Consider the following 17284-nt stretch of genomic DNA (forward strand, 5'->3'; position numbering starts at 1 on the left):
ACAACATGCTTCCTACGAAACGAATTATCGTCGGTCTTGTCTTATTGGGTCTTCCCACTTTCGCGGTCGCACAGGGGCTCGACACAGCCAAGCTTGACCAGGTATTCGGCCGGTCGGGCCAGAAACTCGGACAAGTTTACAAGTTCAGCTTTCCTCGCACCGATCTCCATGTGACGGTGCATGGTGTGGCAATCAGACCCGGGCTTGCCCTGGGTTCGTGGGCCGCGTTCTCGGGAAAGGACAATAGCGCGACGGTCATGGGCGATCTGGTCCTACTCCAGGACGAAGTGAACCCCGTGATGACAAGGCTTCGCCATGCCGGGATGGAAATCACCGCGGTGCATAACCACTTGCTCGGTGAAACGCCGCGCCTGATGTACCTGCACTACATGGGTCGCGGTAACCCGGTGGAGCTTGCGAAGTCTCTCCGGTCAGCGCTAAGGGAATCAAAGACTCCTTTCGGAAAGCCCGCAACCGCCACGAAGGCGGGAGATCCCCCTGCATTTGTCAATCAAGTTGAAGCTGCGCTTGGGCGCAAAGGAAACTTCGCCGGTGGAGTCCTGGCATTCAGCATTCCGCGAGCGGACGCCGTCACCATCACGGAAGGTGAAACCGTTCTTCCCTCACAGGGGGTCGCAGAGAGTATCAATTTTCAGCAAGCGGGCGAGGGAAAAGTTGCGACAACCGGAGACTTTGTTTTGACCGCCGACGAAGTGAATCCGGCGATCTCGGCGCTCGAGGCGCACCATATTCAGGTGACGGCGCTGCATTCACATATGCTCATTGAGCAGCCGCGGTTGTTCTTCATGCACTTCTGGGGTTACGGGCCGGCAGCTCAGGCGGCGGATGGCACCAAAGCCGCGCTCGAAAAGGTTCACACCAAGTGAGCTCTGGTTGCCGAAACCAGGGCTGGGTCTTCCCAGGCATGTTGGTGCGCATCGAAGGAGGACTTATGCGGACCATTTTGCTCGCTTTATTCATCGCCATTTTCGCAGCCAAATCGGCGTCCGGATTTCTCGCGGAAACCCAATCGATTTAAGGAAGGATTTTCGGCCGTGTTGAGAAAAACGACCAACCGTTTGCTAATCCTGCTGCTTTGTCTTTCCTCGCTGCTGGGTATGGCAGGGAAGCTCAGATCTGCTCCTCCTCAGACTGCTAACCCGAAGACGTTTACCCTGGAGGACGCGGTCAATTACGCCCTTGCGCATTATCCTGCCGTGCAGGCCGGCCGCGAGCAGATCGAGGCGGCGCGCGGCGGCGTGGATTTGGCCCGCACAAACTATCTGCCGCGCCTTGACTCGCTGTGGCAAGCTAATCGCGCAACCTCGAACAACGTGATGGGCATCATGTTCCCACAGTCCGTGGTTCCAAGCGTTCGCGGTCCCGTCCTGCCTTCTTCAACGGATACCGCGTGGGGAAGCATGGGTGGGTTGTTGTTTTCATGGCAGCCCTATGCCTTCGGCTATCGCCATGCGCAAGTTAGTCTCGCACGCGCCGGGGTTGACGTGGCTTCATCCAATTTTGCTGTAACCCGCCTGAGTACGGCTACAAATGCAGCGAACGCATTTTTCAATGTTTTGGCGGCGAAACAGGGCGTCACTGTAGCCGAGGCGAACCTGAAGCGATGGGAAGCGGTGGCCAGATCCATTCACGCGCTGGTGGACAATGAACTGCGCCCTGGCGCGGATGCCTCGCGCGCGGATGCGCAAATGGCGCAGGCCAAAATCCAATTGATCCAGGCGGAGCAACAAGTAGCCATTAGCCGGGCGGCGCTGGCTGACGCTTTGGGTCTTGAAACAAGCGCTGTGGAGGTTTCCGCAGGGCCGCTTTTGGGCACGCCGCCGCAAGCGACGCCTCCTAAGCCCACGTCTGCTTCACATCCGGCTGCCGTGGAACAACAAAACAGTGTGCGCCAAGCGCAGGCTCAGCTTCAGATCCTGCATCACTCCTACTATCCTGACCTTTACGTTCAATCCTTCGTCTCCGGAATGGGCTCGGGTTTTTCGCCGACCGGAGTCCCTCAGGGCGGCGCAAATGGATTGGGCCTCGGAACGGAAAATTACGGAGCGGCGCTAACCGTGACATTCCCGATCTTCAGCATTTTTGGAATCCACGCCCAGGAGAGGACCGCCAAGGCGAACGTGCAAGCCGAGACAAGTTATTACCGCCAGACGCTGCTCGGGATAAATGAGCAGGTCGAGCAGGCCCGGGCTATGCTGGATGGCGCTCGCCGCGTGGCTGAAAACACGCCAATCGAGCTTAATGCTGCCCTTACGGGAGAGGTCCAATCACAGGCACGGTATAAGAGCGGGCTGGCAACGATCGTCGAGCTGGCCGACGCGGAGAGCCTGCTCGCGCAGGCCGAGATCAATGATGCTCTGGCGCGGCTGGCAGTCTGGCGTAACCTGGCAAATCTTGCTGCCGCCGAAGGGAATCTGGACCCGTTCTTTGGGCTGGTCCGGGCAGGAGGTCATTGAGCATGTGGCTGATCCGCACGGCGCTGCGCCGCCCCATCACGATTCTAATAGCCGTCATTGGGGTCGCCCTCTGCTCCATTCTGGCAATTTCGCGGATGCGCATCGATATCTTTCCGAATCTCAACCTGCCGATCATTTACGTGGCACAGCCTTACGGCGGTATGAGTCCGAGACAAATGGAGGGATACCTCGTCTATTACTACGAATACCATTTTCTTTACATCAATGGTATTCAGACCGTCGAGGACAAGTCGATTCAGAGCAATGGCCTCCTTAAGCTTACATTCCACCCTGGCACAGACATGAGCCAGGCTCTGGCGCAAACCATCTCCTACGTGAGCCGCGCACATGCCTTTATGCCATACGGAACGGTTTCACCTTTTGTCATTCGGTTCGACGCCGGGACCGTGCCCGTGGGCGACGTTGTCTTTTCCAGCCCGACCATGACCGTCGGGGAGATCCAGGACCTGGCCCTGAACCGGGTGCGGCCAGTCTTTGCAACCTTGCCCGGCGTTTCCGCGCCGCCTCCGTTCGGTGGAAACCAGCGGACAATCGTTATCACCGTCAACCCTGGACGGTTGCGATCCTACCACCTGACACCCGATCAGGTGGCGAAAGCCGTCAGTTCCGGGAACCAATTGACGCCGGCCGGCAACGTGCGTACCGGCAATCTGCTGCGCATTGTCACCAGCAATTCGATTGTTTCCGATATTACCCGCCAACTCGACGATCTGCCGATTCGCACGGGGTCCGGCCCTTCAGTCTACTTGCGGGACATCGGATCCGTGACTGACAGCACCGATATCCCCACAGGGTACGCCCTGGTGAACGGTAGGCGGGCCGTTTATGAGCCGGTCACCAAGCGCCCGGACTCTTCGACGCTTTCCGTTGTAAACGAAGTGAAGAAGAGCCTGCCGTTTTTCCGGTCTCTCGTTCCTTCGGGCATTCAAATCAGTTACGAATTCGATCAATCCGGCTATGTCAAAAACTCTCTGTTCGCTGTTGTGCGGGAAGGCCTGCTGGGGGCGATCCTGACCGGACTCGTGATTTTCCTGTTTCTGCGCGACGCGAGGAGTTCTTTGATCGTCTTGACGACCATTCCTTTTGCCCTCCTGACGGCACTGGTGGCGCTTTGGATCAGCGGCCAGACGATTAATATCATGACGCTCGGCGGCCTGGCGTTGGCAGTGGGAATCCTGGTGGACGAGGGCGTGGTGGCGATTGAAAACATCGATGCCACACTCGAACGTGAGCCGGATGTTCCGCTCGCCCGCGCCGTGCTTCGCGCCGTACAACAGACGGTCGGGCCGCGGTTCCTCGCCATGCTGGCGGTGGTGGCGGTCTTCGTTCCTTCCTTTTTCATGACCGGCGTGAGCCAGGCCTTGTTTGTTCCGCTTTCGCTCGCGGTCGCATTCTCAATGATTGCTTCTTTCCTGCTCTCAAGCACCTTACTGCCGGTGATGTTTCTGTGGATGCACAAAAGGCTCGGGACGGACCGTTCCGCTCGCCCCGAAAGCCGCGGGAGATTCGACGCTTTTAGAGAGAAGTGGAAGAGAGGCCTTCATCGTGTTGCTGGACTGCGATGGCTGATTGTGGGAGCGTATGCCGCGGTGGTGCTGCTCATCATCCTGGCCTTAGGTCCTCGCCTGGGCCAGGAGCTTTTCCCACAGGCAGCCAACAATCAGTTCCGCCTGCGCATTGAGGCGCCAGTCGGCACGCGAGCCGAAGATACGGCCAGTTTGACAACGGAAGCCCTGCGCCAGATCCAGGACGCGGCGGGGCCAGGCAATGTCGCTACAACGCTGGGGTATGTAGGGACGCAAGCCGCATCTTATCCGATCAATACCGTGTTCCTGTGGACCAGCGGCCCCCATGAGGCCGTCATCAACGTAGCCCTTCGGCCCGAAGCCCACATCGACGTGGCTTCCTTTGAAGAAAAACTGCGTCGCGTATTACCTCCCAAATTTCCTGAGTGTTCCTTTTCCTTCGAGCAGGGGGACATTATCAGCCAGATTATGAACTTTGGCGCTCCGACGCCCGTGGACGTTGCGGTGATGGGGCCCGACTTTGGCCAGCTTCGCGCGTACGTCGCAAAATTGCAGCGCCAAATGGGCGAGATCAAAGGCATGCGCGACCTGCGAATCGAACAGCCTCTTGACTATCCCAGCGTGAACGTGGAAATCCACCGCGAACTGGCTGGCCAGCTCGGCGTCACGGCGGGGCAGGTTGCCACTTCGTTGTCTCACGCTACATCCTCCAGCCGCTTTACGGTTCCAAACTACTGGGCGGACCCGAGGACCGGCGTTGCCTATCAGGTACAGGTGCAATATCCACAGCCGCAGATGACTTCCGTTCAGGATGTGAAAAACGTCCCCGTCATGCCAGGCGATACTGAACATCCGCTGCTGGGGGACCTGGCGACCGTCACCGATGGCACAACGGTAGGCGAATACGACCGGGAGAACGGCCGGTGGAAATTGGACCTCGTAGGCAACGTAGCAGGCCAGGATTTGGGGAGTATTGGCAACAGCATCAACACTGCCATCCAGCGGACAGGCGCTCTTCCAAAGGGAGCAAATGTGAGCGTGCGGGGGCAGATTGCCCCTATGCAGGAGGCTTTTACCAATCTCGCCGTCGGACTGCTTCTGGCTATTTTGGTGATCTTCCTTCTTCTCGCCGCCAACTTCCAGTCGATGCGCCTTTCATTCGTCGTATTCACGACCGCGCCCGCCGCCGTCTGTGGCATGATCCTGATGCTCCTCATTACCCATACCACGCTCAACATCGAGTCCTATATGGGAGGCATTATGGCGATCGGCGTGGGCACGGCCAATGCTATCTTGCTGGTAACCTTTGCCGAAGAATATCGAAAACGAGGCGCCTCCTCTCTCGACGCAGGCGTCGAGGGAGCGAGGGAGCGAATGCGTCCGATCATCATGACTAGCGTCGCCATGATTGCCGGAATGGTCCCCATGGCGGTGGCGCTTGGGGCGGGCGCCGAGGAAACGGCTCCGCTGGGAAGGGCCGTTATTGGAGGATTGCTGGCGGCTACTTTCGTTAATCTGGCCGTGCTGCCGTTTGTCTTCTCTCTGGTGCAGCAACGGGCGGGCGCCGCTTCGCCTTCGCTCGATCCGGATGACCCCGCTAGCCGATTTGCAGGGGCGTAAACGAGTGAAATTTGGGACCGAAAGAGGAGGCACTATGAAATCCAGAGTGGGCTTCAGCGTGATCGCGTTTCTGGCTTTCAGCGCACTGTCCACATCCTGCGCCAGGCAGAGCCATGGGACGACCGAGGCCGCAACGACAACCTCAGGCTCTACCCCCAAAGTGGAGGTTACGCGTGTCATCGCTCGGAAGCTTACTGCTCTGGTGGAGCTTCCCGGCCAACTGGTGCCCTATGAGGTCGTGGACGTCTATGCAAAAGAAACCGGGTTTGTAAAGCGGTTGGGGGTTGACCGCGGCTCCCGGGTCAGGCAGGGCGAACAGATTGCGCTATTGGAAGCTCCGGAGCTGATGGCTCAACGATCGGAAGCGGAATCCAAGTATCAGGGAGCCGAATCACAAATGCTGGCGGCAGAAGCCAGGTTAGCCGCCGACGAAGCGACCTATAAACGGATGGAGGCGGCTTCGAAAGTCCCGGGAGTTGTTGCCGGTAATGATCTTGATGTCGCTCAAAAAACGGCCCTCGCTGGCAGGCAAAATGTCGCGGCGCTTCAAAAGAACGTCAAAGCGGCACAGGATGCCCTGCAGGCCGTTTCCCAGCTCGAGTCCTACCTGAAGATCACGGCCCCTTTTGATGGGCAGATCACCACGCGCTACGTGCATCCTGGAGCGCTGGTTGGTCCGCAGGGAGGAGCGGGCGCTTCAACTCCGATCGTCCGCATCGAAACGCTGACTCGTTTGCGGCTTGTCGTACCGGTGCCAGAATACGATGCCGGAGACGTCCCGGAGGGGACGCAGGTGACTTTCACGGTGCCGTCCTTTCCTGGCAAAACCTTCCGGGCTCCCATCGCCAGAATTTCGCATGACGTCGACCTCAACACTCGCACGATGCCGGTTGAACTGGACGTGAGAGATCCCCGCGCGCAATTGATTCCCGGCACCTTTTGCGAGGTTGAATGGCCCGTGCGCCGCTCGTACCCTACCCTCTTCGTGCCGGCTTCCGCCGTCACCAATGACCTCGAGCGAACATTTGTCATTCGCGTACAAAACGATCGTGCCGAATGGGTGGACGTCAAGACAGGATCCACAACCGGCAAGCTCATCGAAGTCTTTGGGGGCTTACGGGAAGGAGATGAAGTGATGACACGGGGGACAGATACGGTCGGCCCCGGCACTCGTGTCATATCGCAGTTGGTTGCCGCAAAATAGCAGTGTTGCTAGTGGATTCAAGTGACACTCCGAAAGCGAGCATCGGCGCTAGCCGCCCGGATAACTTCACGTGCTAGCATCAGGGAAGAAGGTAGATGACGATCGTGGAGGACAAAGCAGTGAGGGCAGTTCACATCAGCGGAGAGGAAAAGTTAAAACAACCCGGGTTGCGGCGCGCCTGGGGGTCTCAGGTTTGGCTGGCACACCGTGCATTAACGGGAAGCTCTTTAAGCTTGACACGCATGATCCTCGCTCCTGGGCTTTCCGGTGAGGCGCATCATCACCCCAATGCGGACGAAGTAATTTACCTGATCAGGGGAAGAGTGGAAGTTCGTGCGGGCGCGAAACATTTCCGCTCAATGCCACGGACGCGCTGGCCATTCCTGGCGGTTTGTCGCACCAGATCCACAATCCTGGCACTGAGGATGCCGAGTTAATCATCGCTTACTCGACCGGTGAGCGAGAATACGCGCCAGTATCAACCGATGAAAAGGTGTAGGCTGACTCGTGCGGCTGGTGCATACATCGCGCAGTTTGCGATGTGTGCGATCTGCGACGATCCACAACGCCTGCGCGGGATCAAAGCTGCATGGTCTCCCGGAGGCGAGACTCTGCCCCCTGCTGCGCCGTCCGCCGGCGTACAAATCCAAACGAGGCGAGGAAACAAGGTATGCAAACGCGTCGCGATTTCCTCAAAATGGCGGCACTGATCTCTGGCGCCGGCCTCACTGGCCTGTTTCCCGAATCGATTGGACGGGCTTATGCAATCGTGCCGGATTCCGGATCCACCTGGCGGGATGCGGAGCACGTCGTCATCCTCATGCAGGAGAACCGCTCGTTCGATCACGCTTTTGGCACTTTGCGCGGCGTGCGAGGCTTCAACGATCCACGGGCGCTGCGACTGCCCAACGGCAATTCGGTCTTCGTGCAGACGGACGCAGCCGGGAACTCTTACGCCCCGTGGCGTCTGGATATTCGCGATACGCGTATTACCTGGATGGGCTCACTGCCGCATTCACGCGACAGCCAGGTCGATGCATGGAACGAAGGACGTTACGACCAGTGGCTCACTGCCAAGCGCTCAGACGAGGAGGAGTACGTCCATATCCCAATGACCATGGGACATTACACGCGCGAAGACCTGCCGTTTTACTATGCTCTGGCTGACGCCTTCACCATTTGCGACCAGAACTACTGCTCGGTGCTGAGCAGCACGTCTCCCAACCGCTGTTATCTTTGGACCGGGACCATCCGCGACCGGCAGGCCGCCGATTCAAAGGTTTTCATCCGCAATGAACAGATCGACTACGGGGGTCTGGTGTGGAAGACCTTCTGCGAACGCCTGCAGGAGGCCGGTATTCACTGGAAGTCTTACCAGAATGAATTGACGCGCTCGCCGCTCACAGGTGATCAGGACGCCTGGCTCTCTAACTTTGGAGACAACAGCCTCGAATGTTTCGGCGCGTACAATGTTGAGGCGTATCCGGGCTTTGCCGCTGCGGCAAGCCGCTGGAAAGACCAGTGGACCGAAGAGGCGCAGAAGCTTGAATCCGCTATCTCAACCGCCGAAAATGCGGCCGAGGCGGCGCAGATGCGCGCGGAGCTCAAGCAGGCGCACGAAAGTATCAGGAAAGCTGAGACCGCGCTCGCCAACTGCGGGGAGAAACGGTGGGGCCAACTCACCAATGAACAGAAGGCCCTGTTTCATGCGGCGTTTGTGACCAACGCGGGCGACCCCGACTATCATGCGCTGGCGCCGCTGCCGTTCACGGATAACGGTCAGCAGATGTCGATGCAAATACCCAAGGGCGACGTCCTCTATCAGTTTCGCAAGGACGTACGCGAAGGCAGGCTGCCGGCGATTTCCTGGTTGACCGCTCCAGAAAACTTCTCCGACCATCCAACCTCGCCGTGGTATGGCGCCTGGTACCTCTCGGAGGTCATAGACATTCTCACGAGCAATCCCGCGGTGTGGAAGAAGACGATCTTTATACTCACCTACGATGAGAACGATGGGTACTTCGACCATGTGCCGCCGTTTGTGGCTGCCGATCCCAGGCGCCCGGAAACCGGCGGAGCCTCGAACGGAGTGGACACCAGTCTGGAATACACTTATCAGGAAGACGAGATGGCGATGGGCGTAACGCCGACGGACGCGCGCACCGGCCCCATCGGCCTCGGCTTTCGCGTGCCGATGATCGTTGCCTCGCCGTGGACGCGCGGGGGATGGGTAAACTCGCAGGTTTTCGACCACACTTCCACGCTGCAGTTTCTGGAGCGCTTTGTGCAGGCCAGGTTTGGCAGGGCCGTGCAGGAGACCAACCTCAGCACCTGGCGCCGGACCGTGACCGGCGACCTCACCTCGGTCTTCCGCCCGTACGATCCCAAAGGACCGGATCTCGACTTCCTGCGGCGTGACCCGTATGTCGTGGGCATTGAGAAGGCGCGCTACAAAGAGGTTCCCTCGAACTATCAAAAACTCACCGAAGAGCAGATTGCGCAGATTAATCGAGCGCCGATGCATTCCGAGTACACTGCGCAGGAAAAAGGCATTCGCCCGGCGTGCGCACTGCCCTACGAGCTTTACGCCGACGGAAACCGGACCAGCGATGGCGAGCACTGGGAGCTTCGCTTGACAGCGGGTGACCAGGCGCACGCGCAGCAAGCGGCGGGTGCGCCGTTCAACGTGTACCTGCGCCATCTGAACAATGGCAGCGAAATGTTGGCAGCCAGTTTCGCCGTCAAAGCAGGAGACACACTGACGCGGCAGTTTCCGCTTGCGATGTTTGCTGATGGCAAATACTTCCTGGAAGTGTACGGGCCTAACGGCTTCTACCGCGCCTTCAGCGGACGCACGGCTTCACCGGAAATGGTGGAGGTGCGCGCCGCCTATGAGCTGAATGCTACCAGGCTGACCGGCAACGTAGAAGTACACCTGCGTAACACCGCCGGGAGTCCTGCCTCCGTCACGATTACCGATCGTGCGTACGGTACGGCGGCAGTGCGGGCCGAACTCTCTTCCGGCCAGGCAACGGCGGTTGTGCTGCCTTCCCAGTCCAGCCATGGATGGTACGACTTCACGGTCAAGGCGGACGGATCAGATGCCGAATCCCGCTATGCAGGCCGCGTAGAGACGGGCCGTCCCAGCGCCAGTGATCCCGTAATGGGCGGGCTGGACGACGCGACATAGAATCGGTCTGCTCCTATTCACAGCCAATGTCCCCGCCGTAAAGCGCCAACCCGATGGTCCGCTCCGGGAGTTGTCCGGGCTGGCGGACCGGCAAAATTCCTGAGCGCCACTTCCCGCCGGACCTCCCACAAGTTGACCACCAGGACGCTGCGTGCTCTTGCTTGTAGAAGGGGATTAGAATTATCCTCTAGGAGGATCCAGGACCTTATTTGTGTCGTTCGGCCGGAGAGGGAGTAGTGTTTCCTTAAATGACTGATCGTGGGAGCACGGTAGCTGCTTACACGCAGGCTTTCGCCCTGCATTCCGCACGAAGCGGTCTGATGAGCGCCCAACTTAATGAGGATTGCATAATAGAGTGACGGACTTCCGCAGCGCCGGGACGGCGGCGCTACAAACGGCCTTGTCACCATATTTTGTAATCCTCAGTAGATCTCCCAGGATCGCCACAGTTCCCCGGCAGGGCACAGTCCGCACAAAATGAGCAAGCTCAATCGCGCATCCAAGCCCAAGCGAAGAGTTCGAAATCCCGTGGCGTCGGCTTCCAGCAGTGCGCCCCCCAGCACCTTCCGCTCCGTCGTGAACAGCAGTTCCAACATCATCTTCGTCAAGGATGCTGAAGGACGTTACCTGTATGTGAATCCCGAATTTCAAAAGCTCTGCCACCTGGCCCCGGCGGAAGTGGCCGGCAAAACGGACTATGAAATTTTTCCAAAAGAACAGGCGGCGGCTTTCCGGAAAAACGATTTGGAAGTCCTTCGGTCGGGCGAGCCGCAGACGTTTGAAGAAACTGCTCTTCACGAAGACGGGCTCCACGCCAGCGTCGTGAACAAGTTCCCTTTGCGGGATTCCAAAGGGAAAATTTATGCGATCTGCGGAATCGTCGCGGACATCACCGAACGCAAGACGGCAGAAGAGCACGCGCGCGAGCTATCTTTGCGGCGAATCCAGGCGCAGGACGAGGAGCGGAGCAGAATATCGCGAGAGCTTCATGACAACATCGGGTCAACACTCGCGGCGCTGCTGCTGAATCTGAGCGTGATGAAGCGGTTGGAATCGAAGTGTGATCCGGCGGTACGCAAGCCGCTCGGCGAAAGCCTGGCGCTGGCCAGGCAATGCACCGAGGACGTCCGAACGCTGGCGTATCTGCTTCACCCGACGATGCTGGATGAGTTGGGTCTCCTGGCCGGCTTGGAATGGTATCTGGGCAAGTACCGGCAGCTCACTGGCGTGGAAGTCCGACGCCGCTTCCCCGCCCGGCTGAGCCGGCTGCCGAGAGAACTGGAGATTTCACTTTTCAATATCGTGCAACAGGCGCTGCTCAATATTCATTTTCATTCCGGGAGCCCCGAGGCGGATGTCAGCATCGAGCTGAACGGCGAGATGCTTACCCTCAAAATTCAGGACCGTGGAAAAGGTATGCCGAAGGGCGCCCGGCCAGGGCTGGGTATTGGCGGAATGCAGGAAAGGGCGAGACAGTTCGGCGGCAAATTGAACATAACCTCGAACTCTGCGGGTACCACCGTGACCGTGACGGTCCCCCTGTCCACTACTGAAGACGGCGGCCTGAACGCTCCAATCCCCGGTAAAAAGAACTTCAAAGGGCGTCTCCCAGCCAGTTGATCCCGGGCGTGTCCACCCGCGGCTGTACCCGGTCTCCTCTCTGTAGAGTCCGGCACCAAAGACGCCCATCGTACCTCCGTTCTACCGATCCAATAATGTAGCATCACGATCAGAAAGCGTGCGGCAATTCCGGGCGTATCGCCGAAGCAGAGTATGAAACAGTCAGTCCTCAAACTGAGGGCATCTTGCCGGCCCTGAAAATTGCCGCCGGGACGGCGGCGCTACAAACGATCTTGTCACCATATTTTGCAGTCCTTATTTGTTCGCACTATTGCGCGTCTTTCATGAACGCCTCAGCAGCAGGGCGTGGTGAACCGGCGTATCGAAACAGCCCGTAATCCACCGGATTTCCCACACCCGGGCCGCACGCCGAAGGCGGCGACGGCGTCACCGGCGTCGAGGGATTGCTATAGTCCTTCAGGTTGTACCAATAGACGCGCTGAACAAAGTTCAGATCGTACAGAATCGTGAACGCCCGGCTCAGGTAATCCGCCTGCTGCGCTTCGGAGACCGCGTTACCCCCTGTACCTGCGTACCAGCCGATCTCCGTGATCCAGACCGGTTTGTTTCCATCCGCATTTTCCGTCATGACCTCGTGGACGCTGTTGACATAGTCGGCCAGATAGGAGTCCGGCGACGCGCCATCGTTATAAGGATGAAATCCGACCGCATCAAAGTAGCTCTTTCCGCCGTCCCGGTAAACAGACTCGAGGAAGGACACAGCGGTCGTAGTATTCACCTGACCGTTCCCAGTGCCGGGAGACAGGCCGCCCAGAACGACGACAGCGTTGGGGTTGGCAGCCTTGATGGCAGCATAGGAAAGCTGGAGCAGTTCGACATAGCGGGCCGGATCAGGCGAAGGCCGCCAGAAATAGGTGGTGTTGGGCTCATTCCAGATTTCCCAATACTGCACCTGGGGATAGCGGGCGGCCACCATGCCCGCGAAGGTGGCGAATTGCCCGATATCGTCCGGCGGGCAAAATGAGAGCGCCCAGGGATCGCCCTGCATGTTCGCTGCGGCGGCCGACACCCGTTTCATGGCGTAAGCCACAATTCCCAGCAGGGGGATCTTGGCGTCTGTGGCGCGCTTCACCAGATCGTCATATGTCGCAAACTGCCAATTGCCGTCGGTGGGTTCGATATCACTCCAGTAGAACGTCACCCGAGCACTCACGCTGCCTGAACTGCCCAGCGAGTCAATGAGGCCGGCGTCCTGGGCATCATACAGAATCGCATTCGTACCCAGAAGTAAGGGGCTGTTCCGCGGCGTCGAGTTGGGCAGGCTGGCTCGACAGGAGAACAACAGGAACGCGCCGAAAGCGATGAAAACGTGAACACTCCGAACAGCGAAATGGCTTTTCGGGAGATCCACTTCGGCGATTGGCAAGAGACGCTTCAAAACGCCACTTCCCGCTATCAATGATCCAGCAAGGGGCGAGCCCGAGGGGAGGGAACTCGCGCCCGGTTGGCGTCCGCAATCTGCGTGCAGACCGCGCCGCGAACGTGTTGAACTCTGATCAAGGACTCAGGCTCGTTGGAACCCACCACTCTGAATCCACAATGAAACGTTAGCACCCATTTCAGGGTGGGCGCAACGCTCCGGTCAATACGGTCCCGGGATCGAGTTGGCCCTATTGCCGCCTGCTACGGTGCAGGTCCTGGAGGGCACGTGGGTCCACCTGACCGGCCCGGATTTCTGGGGTGGCACCCCCATTGATCAGGACGATCAGCGAAGTTGAGTGGGGTTAGAGTGCGCTGAGCGAACCGGTTTTATTACCAGTTCCAGGGTGAGTTTTTCCGGTTCTTAGAAGCCTCTCAGGTCGCGGTTGACCGCGCGCCATCACGCTCCCTTGCGGTACCGATGGACGCGTGACAGTTCGCCGTCCGCATAGACCGCACAAGGGCGCGGGCACCCGCGCGCCTTACTTCTACCCCGCAACTTCATTACAAAGACTTCAGAAAGTTGACCAGGTCTGCCATCTCGTTGGCGGTGAGGTCGGCCTGAAAGCGTTCGTTGTAGAAGTTGACCACCTGCTCGAGCGAGTCCCCGGCGCCATTGTGAAAGTACGGTGCGCGCGCCGCCAGTCCTCGAAGAATGGGACCTTTCACCTTACCGATGTCTGCACAGTGCCCCGTGATCATGGCGCGTCCCGGGTCGATGGTTTGTATAGTAACGTTGGAGGCCGCTCCCAGACTGGTTGAGCAACGAAGCGCGAAGACCGGCACCTGAGGCTCGTTAAGCTGTGCGAGCGCGGCGGCCAATGGATCACGCGAACTTGCCGGGACATCGCTGATCCCAATGTCGAGCGGAACGGACAGAGAATGATCGCCGACATTTGGGGTGTCATGGCAAGTGGTGCAGGTACCGGTAATGGTGGCAAGGCCAAGCGCGTCATTCAGCCCTTTCACGTTCTGGATGGCGAGCGGAGCGGTATTAAAGATGGCCTCGCCGCGCGCAATTGATTCTCGTGCAAGGGTATAGGGATTGCTGCTTGTCAGGTTTTGCCACACGGAGAAGAGTGTGAAGGCGCTGGGATTGAACGGCGCACCGGTGGGATTGCCTCCCAGCGGGTCATTGATTCCCGGATAATAGGGCACGGCGGACAAATATGACGCGCCGCCCGTTGCGCCCTGGGCTGTCAGGGTTCCGGCAGAATTATCTGAGTGCTGGGCAGTAAAGGTGGTCAGCTCTAACGTGACCATTTGCTGGAGTTGGTCGGTCGTAGGGGCTGCCGCGGCCTGGGCATGACCGAGCGTGGCGTCCAGTGCCTGGTGTGCAAGGTCAAAATTCAGGTTTGAGTGGAATGTTGAAGAGTTATTGAGCGGCTTCAGTGACTCCCTACCGTCAAACATCACGGCGCTCAGAAAATCCAGGTTGGTCGCGGGCAGGGGCCGGCGGTACATCGAAAGATATTGTACGCCGGAGGCGTCAGTCGTTAGCGCGCAGCCGTAAGGGTCAGAAACCACCTTAACGGAAAATTGCGCGTTGGCCGGAATGGGCAAAGAGATGCGGATCAAGCCCTTGGTGAGAAGCAAGCTGTAAGCAGACTGCGCCGGAGACGAATTGTTCAAGCCGGGCGAGTTCGGGCAGTTTGAGCCGTCAACCGGCCGGAAGAGCGGGTCGGTTCCCTTGCTAGCAGTGAAACGCGACTGGGCGCTCGACGCCGAGAAACTCCAGGCATTAGCCATCTCGTGACAGGTGGCACAGGATCGTCCGTTCGTGCCGAGGCTTTGGAAAAAAGGATTGGTCGTATCAATCGAACCCGTCGTGGACAGCGTGCCGACGACCCCTGTGGGATCGCTGAATAGAAGCAATCCGGAGCCTTCGGCGAAAATCTTCCATGTTGCCGGAGAAATCGACAGCCCAAGGGCGCAGATGGCCGTGCCAAGCGCAATCGCCAACCCAGCCTTTGTGAAATGCTGTCTCATATGAACCCTCCTGTCTTCTCTTGGACCTTACAACGTACCGGCAGTGGATGTTCGAGTCCAGTTTCCACACAAGATTCGGCGAATTCGGCAGGCGTGTCAATGCTCTGTGGCGGGTCTGAGACCGAACTCTGGATGACTTGAAAAGTCTTTTGCTGGCAAAGGATTGCCAGCGCATATGATTTGCTTTCTCATTGGTTCTCCTGGACTGCGGCCGCCGATCTTAGTCGCTTCTGCACAATAGGATGTTGTCGCAAGTGTCCCGTCCATGGTAACCTCGCTCAAAAGAGGATCTCTCTAATCTACGCACCATGGACTCGAAACCGACCACCCGAACTAGCGTCGTCCGCTTTGGGGTTTTTCGCGTCGAGGTGAAGTCACAAGAACTGTACAAGAATGGCTTCCGGGTCAAGCTGCAAAATCAGGCCTTTCAAGCATTAACCCTGCTGCTTGAGCGGGCCGGGGAAGTTGTTACACGGGAGGAATTGCGCCGACGGCTTTGGCCCGGGGACACCTTCGTGGACTTCGACGAAGGGCTGAATGCGGTGATGAAGAAGCTCCGCTATGCCCTGGGCGATTCTGCTGGTAACCCGCGCTTCATCGAGACCTTGCCGCGTGTGGGCTATCGATTCATAGCCCCGGTCATTCCAGACTCGGCACCGGCGGAACAGCAGGAGGCCCAAGACGCAATCCCACAAGTGGCAAGCGCAAGCAGAAGGAAAGCTGTGCTATTGGCGGGAGTAAGTCTGGCAGCCGCGCTTTCGCTTGCTGCCGGATATTTCGTCTGGCGGCATTTCCACAGCGCCGCTGGCCTGGCGACTGGGACAGTGCGCGTGGCGGTCCTGCCTCTTGAAAACCTTTCTCACGACCCTGAACAGGAATACTTTGCTGACGGCATCACCGATGAGCTGATTACCAAGCTGGCGCGATTCACTTCGCTCGAGGTCAGATCGCGCACGTCAGTGATGGGCTACAAGGGAGTTCGGAAGAGTCTTTCGGAGATTGCCAGCGAATTGCGGGTGGATGCCGTAATGGAAGGCACGGTGGCGCGCTCGGGCAACACAGTGCGGATTACCGCGCAACTGATTGACGCTCGAACCGACCGCCTCATCTGGGCCGACGATTTCGAGGGCCAACTCACTGACATGCTCCGTGTGCAAAACGACCTGGCGCGAAGCATTGCCGATGGTGTGCGGGTCCAGCTTACCAACCCGGAGAGAGACCTGCTGACTCACGCTCCCGCCATCGACGCGGAGGCATACGAATTCTTCCTTCGGGGGCTATACTTCTATAATCGGTACACATCACAAGACCAGCAGCGGGCGATTGAATTTTATCAAAAGGCTCTCAGCCTCAGTCCGAAGTATGCCCCTGCCCATTTGGGGCTTGCGTCAAGCTATTTCCTACAGGCCGGATTCGGCACCATGCCGGCCCGCGACTTCGCCCCCAAGGCTGAGGCGGAAGCGATGGAAGCAGTTCGAGAAGACCGCAGTTTGGGTGACGCGTTGTGCCTGATTGCCATCATTCGTGCAGTCTATGACAATAAATGGGCGGAAGCAGAAAGCGAATTCAAACGCGGCCTGGAACTGAGCCCCAATTCCTCCGGCTGCCATCAGCCCTATAGTTTTTACCTGGCGGGTGTGGGCCGCCGCGAAGAGGCCGTCGCGGAGGCGATCCGCGCCCGCGAACTCGATCCGCTCTCCCCCATCCAGAACACCGACCTGGCTGTGATATACTCGATCACCCGCGAGAATGCCCAGGCGATCGAGCAGTTTCAGCGCACCACGCAAATGTTCCCGAGCTTCAAGTACGCCTATGAAGAATTCGCACGAGCTTATTTTCGGCAGGGCATGCCGGCCGAAGCAATAACAGAAATGCAGGCAGCCGCCGAGAGCGCGGCGGAAGCCCGCGACATCGCACGAGCTTACAAGGCTTCGGGGTACCGAGGCTTTTTGCAGTGGGACCTGAAACGTCTGCTGCGAAAAGGCCGGAGCCAGTACATCAGGCCAACCTCCATCGTGTGGCACTACGCCCTGCTGAACGACCGCGATAACGCTTTCAGGTGGCTTGAGCGGGCCTGCGCAGAGCACGACTTTGGAGTATTCTTCGTTAACTTTTTTCCCGAGTTTGATACGCTCCGTTCGGACCCGCGCTACCAATCTCTGATCCGCCGCACAGGCCTGCCAAATTAGGGCTTGGG

The 17284-nt window shown here is 58.5% G+C and carries 9 protein-coding genes; 7 read left to right on the forward strand and 2 right to left on the reverse strand.

What is annotated here, in order from left to right; translation table 11 throughout:
• Positions 1–5 precede the first annotated feature (5 nt).
• From VFQ24_08690 to VFQ24_08715, 6 genes are all read left to right on the forward strand, one after another.
• Positions 6–887 (forward strand): DUF1259 domain-containing protein, encoded by an 882-nt coding sequence (locus VFQ24_08690; protein HET9178417.1) that lies wholly within the window; start codon positions 6–8, stop codon positions 885–887.
• A gap of 168 nt (positions 888–1055) precedes the next feature.
• Complete coding sequence (locus VFQ24_08695) at positions 1056–2477, forward strand: TolC family protein (protein ID HET9178418.1); 1422 nt, start codon at positions 1056–1058, stop codon at positions 2475–2477.
• 2 nt (positions 2478–2479) lie between these two features.
• Positions 2480–5644 carry an efflux RND transporter permease subunit gene (locus VFQ24_08700; GenBank protein ID HET9178419.1) on the forward strand — a complete coding sequence of 1055 codons (3165 nt, stop codon included), beginning with the start codon at positions 2480–2482 and terminating at the stop codon, positions 5642–5644.
• Positions 5645–5678: 34 nt separating this feature from the next.
• Positions 5679–6848 (forward strand): efflux RND transporter periplasmic adaptor subunit, encoded by a 1170-nt coding sequence (locus VFQ24_08705; GenBank protein ID HET9178420.1) that lies wholly within the window; start codon positions 5679–5681, stop codon positions 6846–6848.
• A 670-nt stretch (positions 6849–7518) separates the two neighbouring features.
• Positions 7519–10038, forward strand: a complete 2520-nt coding sequence (locus tag VFQ24_08710; GenBank protein ID HET9178421.1) for a phospholipase C, phosphocholine-specific — start codon at positions 7519–7521, stop codon at positions 10036–10038.
• Positions 10039–10515: 477 nt separating this feature from the next.
• The gene (locus VFQ24_08715; protein HET9178422.1) at positions 10516–11658 is read left to right on the forward strand and encodes a PAS domain-containing protein; all 1143 of its coding nucleotides are present in this window, start codon (positions 10516–10518) and stop codon (positions 11656–11658) included.
• 268 nt (positions 11659–11926) lie between these two features.
• Here the strand turns inward: VFQ24_08715 and VFQ24_08720 are convergent, their stop codons facing one another.
• Both VFQ24_08720 and VFQ24_08725 read right to left on the reverse strand, forming a co-directional pair.
• Complete coding sequence (locus VFQ24_08720; protein HET9178423.1) at positions 11927–13057, reverse strand: glycosyl hydrolase; 1131 nt, start codon at positions 13055–13057, stop codon at positions 11927–11929.
• A gap of 545 nt (positions 13058–13602) precedes the next feature.
• On the reverse strand, positions 13603–15087 hold the full coding sequence (locus VFQ24_08725) for a hypothetical protein (GenBank protein ID HET9178424.1): 1485 nt from the start codon (positions 15085–15087) through the stop codon (positions 13603–13605).
• Between the two features lie 308 nt (positions 15088–15395).
• Here VFQ24_08725 and VFQ24_08730 point away from each other — a divergent pair, with 308 nt between their 5' ends.
• Complete coding sequence (locus VFQ24_08730; GenBank protein HET9178425.1) at positions 15396–17276, forward strand: winged helix-turn-helix domain-containing protein; 1881 nt, start codon at positions 15396–15398, stop codon at positions 17274–17276.
• Positions 17277–17284: the final 8 nt, after the last annotated feature.

This window comes from Terriglobia bacterium (genome assembly GCA_035712365.1).
Lineage (GTDB): Bacteria > Acidobacteriota > Terriglobia > UBA7540 > UBA7540 > SCRD01.

Bases quoted from the DNA above. Each gene is read 5' to 3' on its own strand.
- VFQ24_08690 (HET9178417.1), top strand. From the start codon at position 6: ATGCTTCCTACGAAACGAATTATCGTCGGTCTTGTCTTATTGGGTCTT.
- VFQ24_08710 (HET9178421.1), top strand. From the start codon at position 7,519: ATGCAAACGCGTCGCGATTTCCTCAAAATGGCGGCACTGATCTCTGGC.
- VFQ24_08705 (HET9178420.1), top strand. From the start codon at position 5,679: ATGAAATCCAGAGTGGGCTTCAGCGTGATCGCGTTTCTGGCTTTCAGC.
- VFQ24_08700 (HET9178419.1), top strand. From the start codon at position 2,480: ATGTGGCTGATCCGCACGGCGCTGCGCCGCCCCATCACGATTCTAATA.
- VFQ24_08725 (HET9178424.1), bottom strand. From the start codon at position 15,087: ATGAGACAGCATTTCACAAAGGCTGGGTTGGCGATTGCGCTTGGCACG.
- VFQ24_08730 (HET9178425.1), top strand. From the start codon at position 15,396: ATGGACTCGAAACCGACCACCCGAACTAGCGTCGTCCGCTTTGGGGTT.
- VFQ24_08715 (HET9178422.1), top strand. From the start codon at position 10,516: ATGAGCAAGCTCAATCGCGCATCCAAGCCCAAGCGAAGAGTTCGAAAT.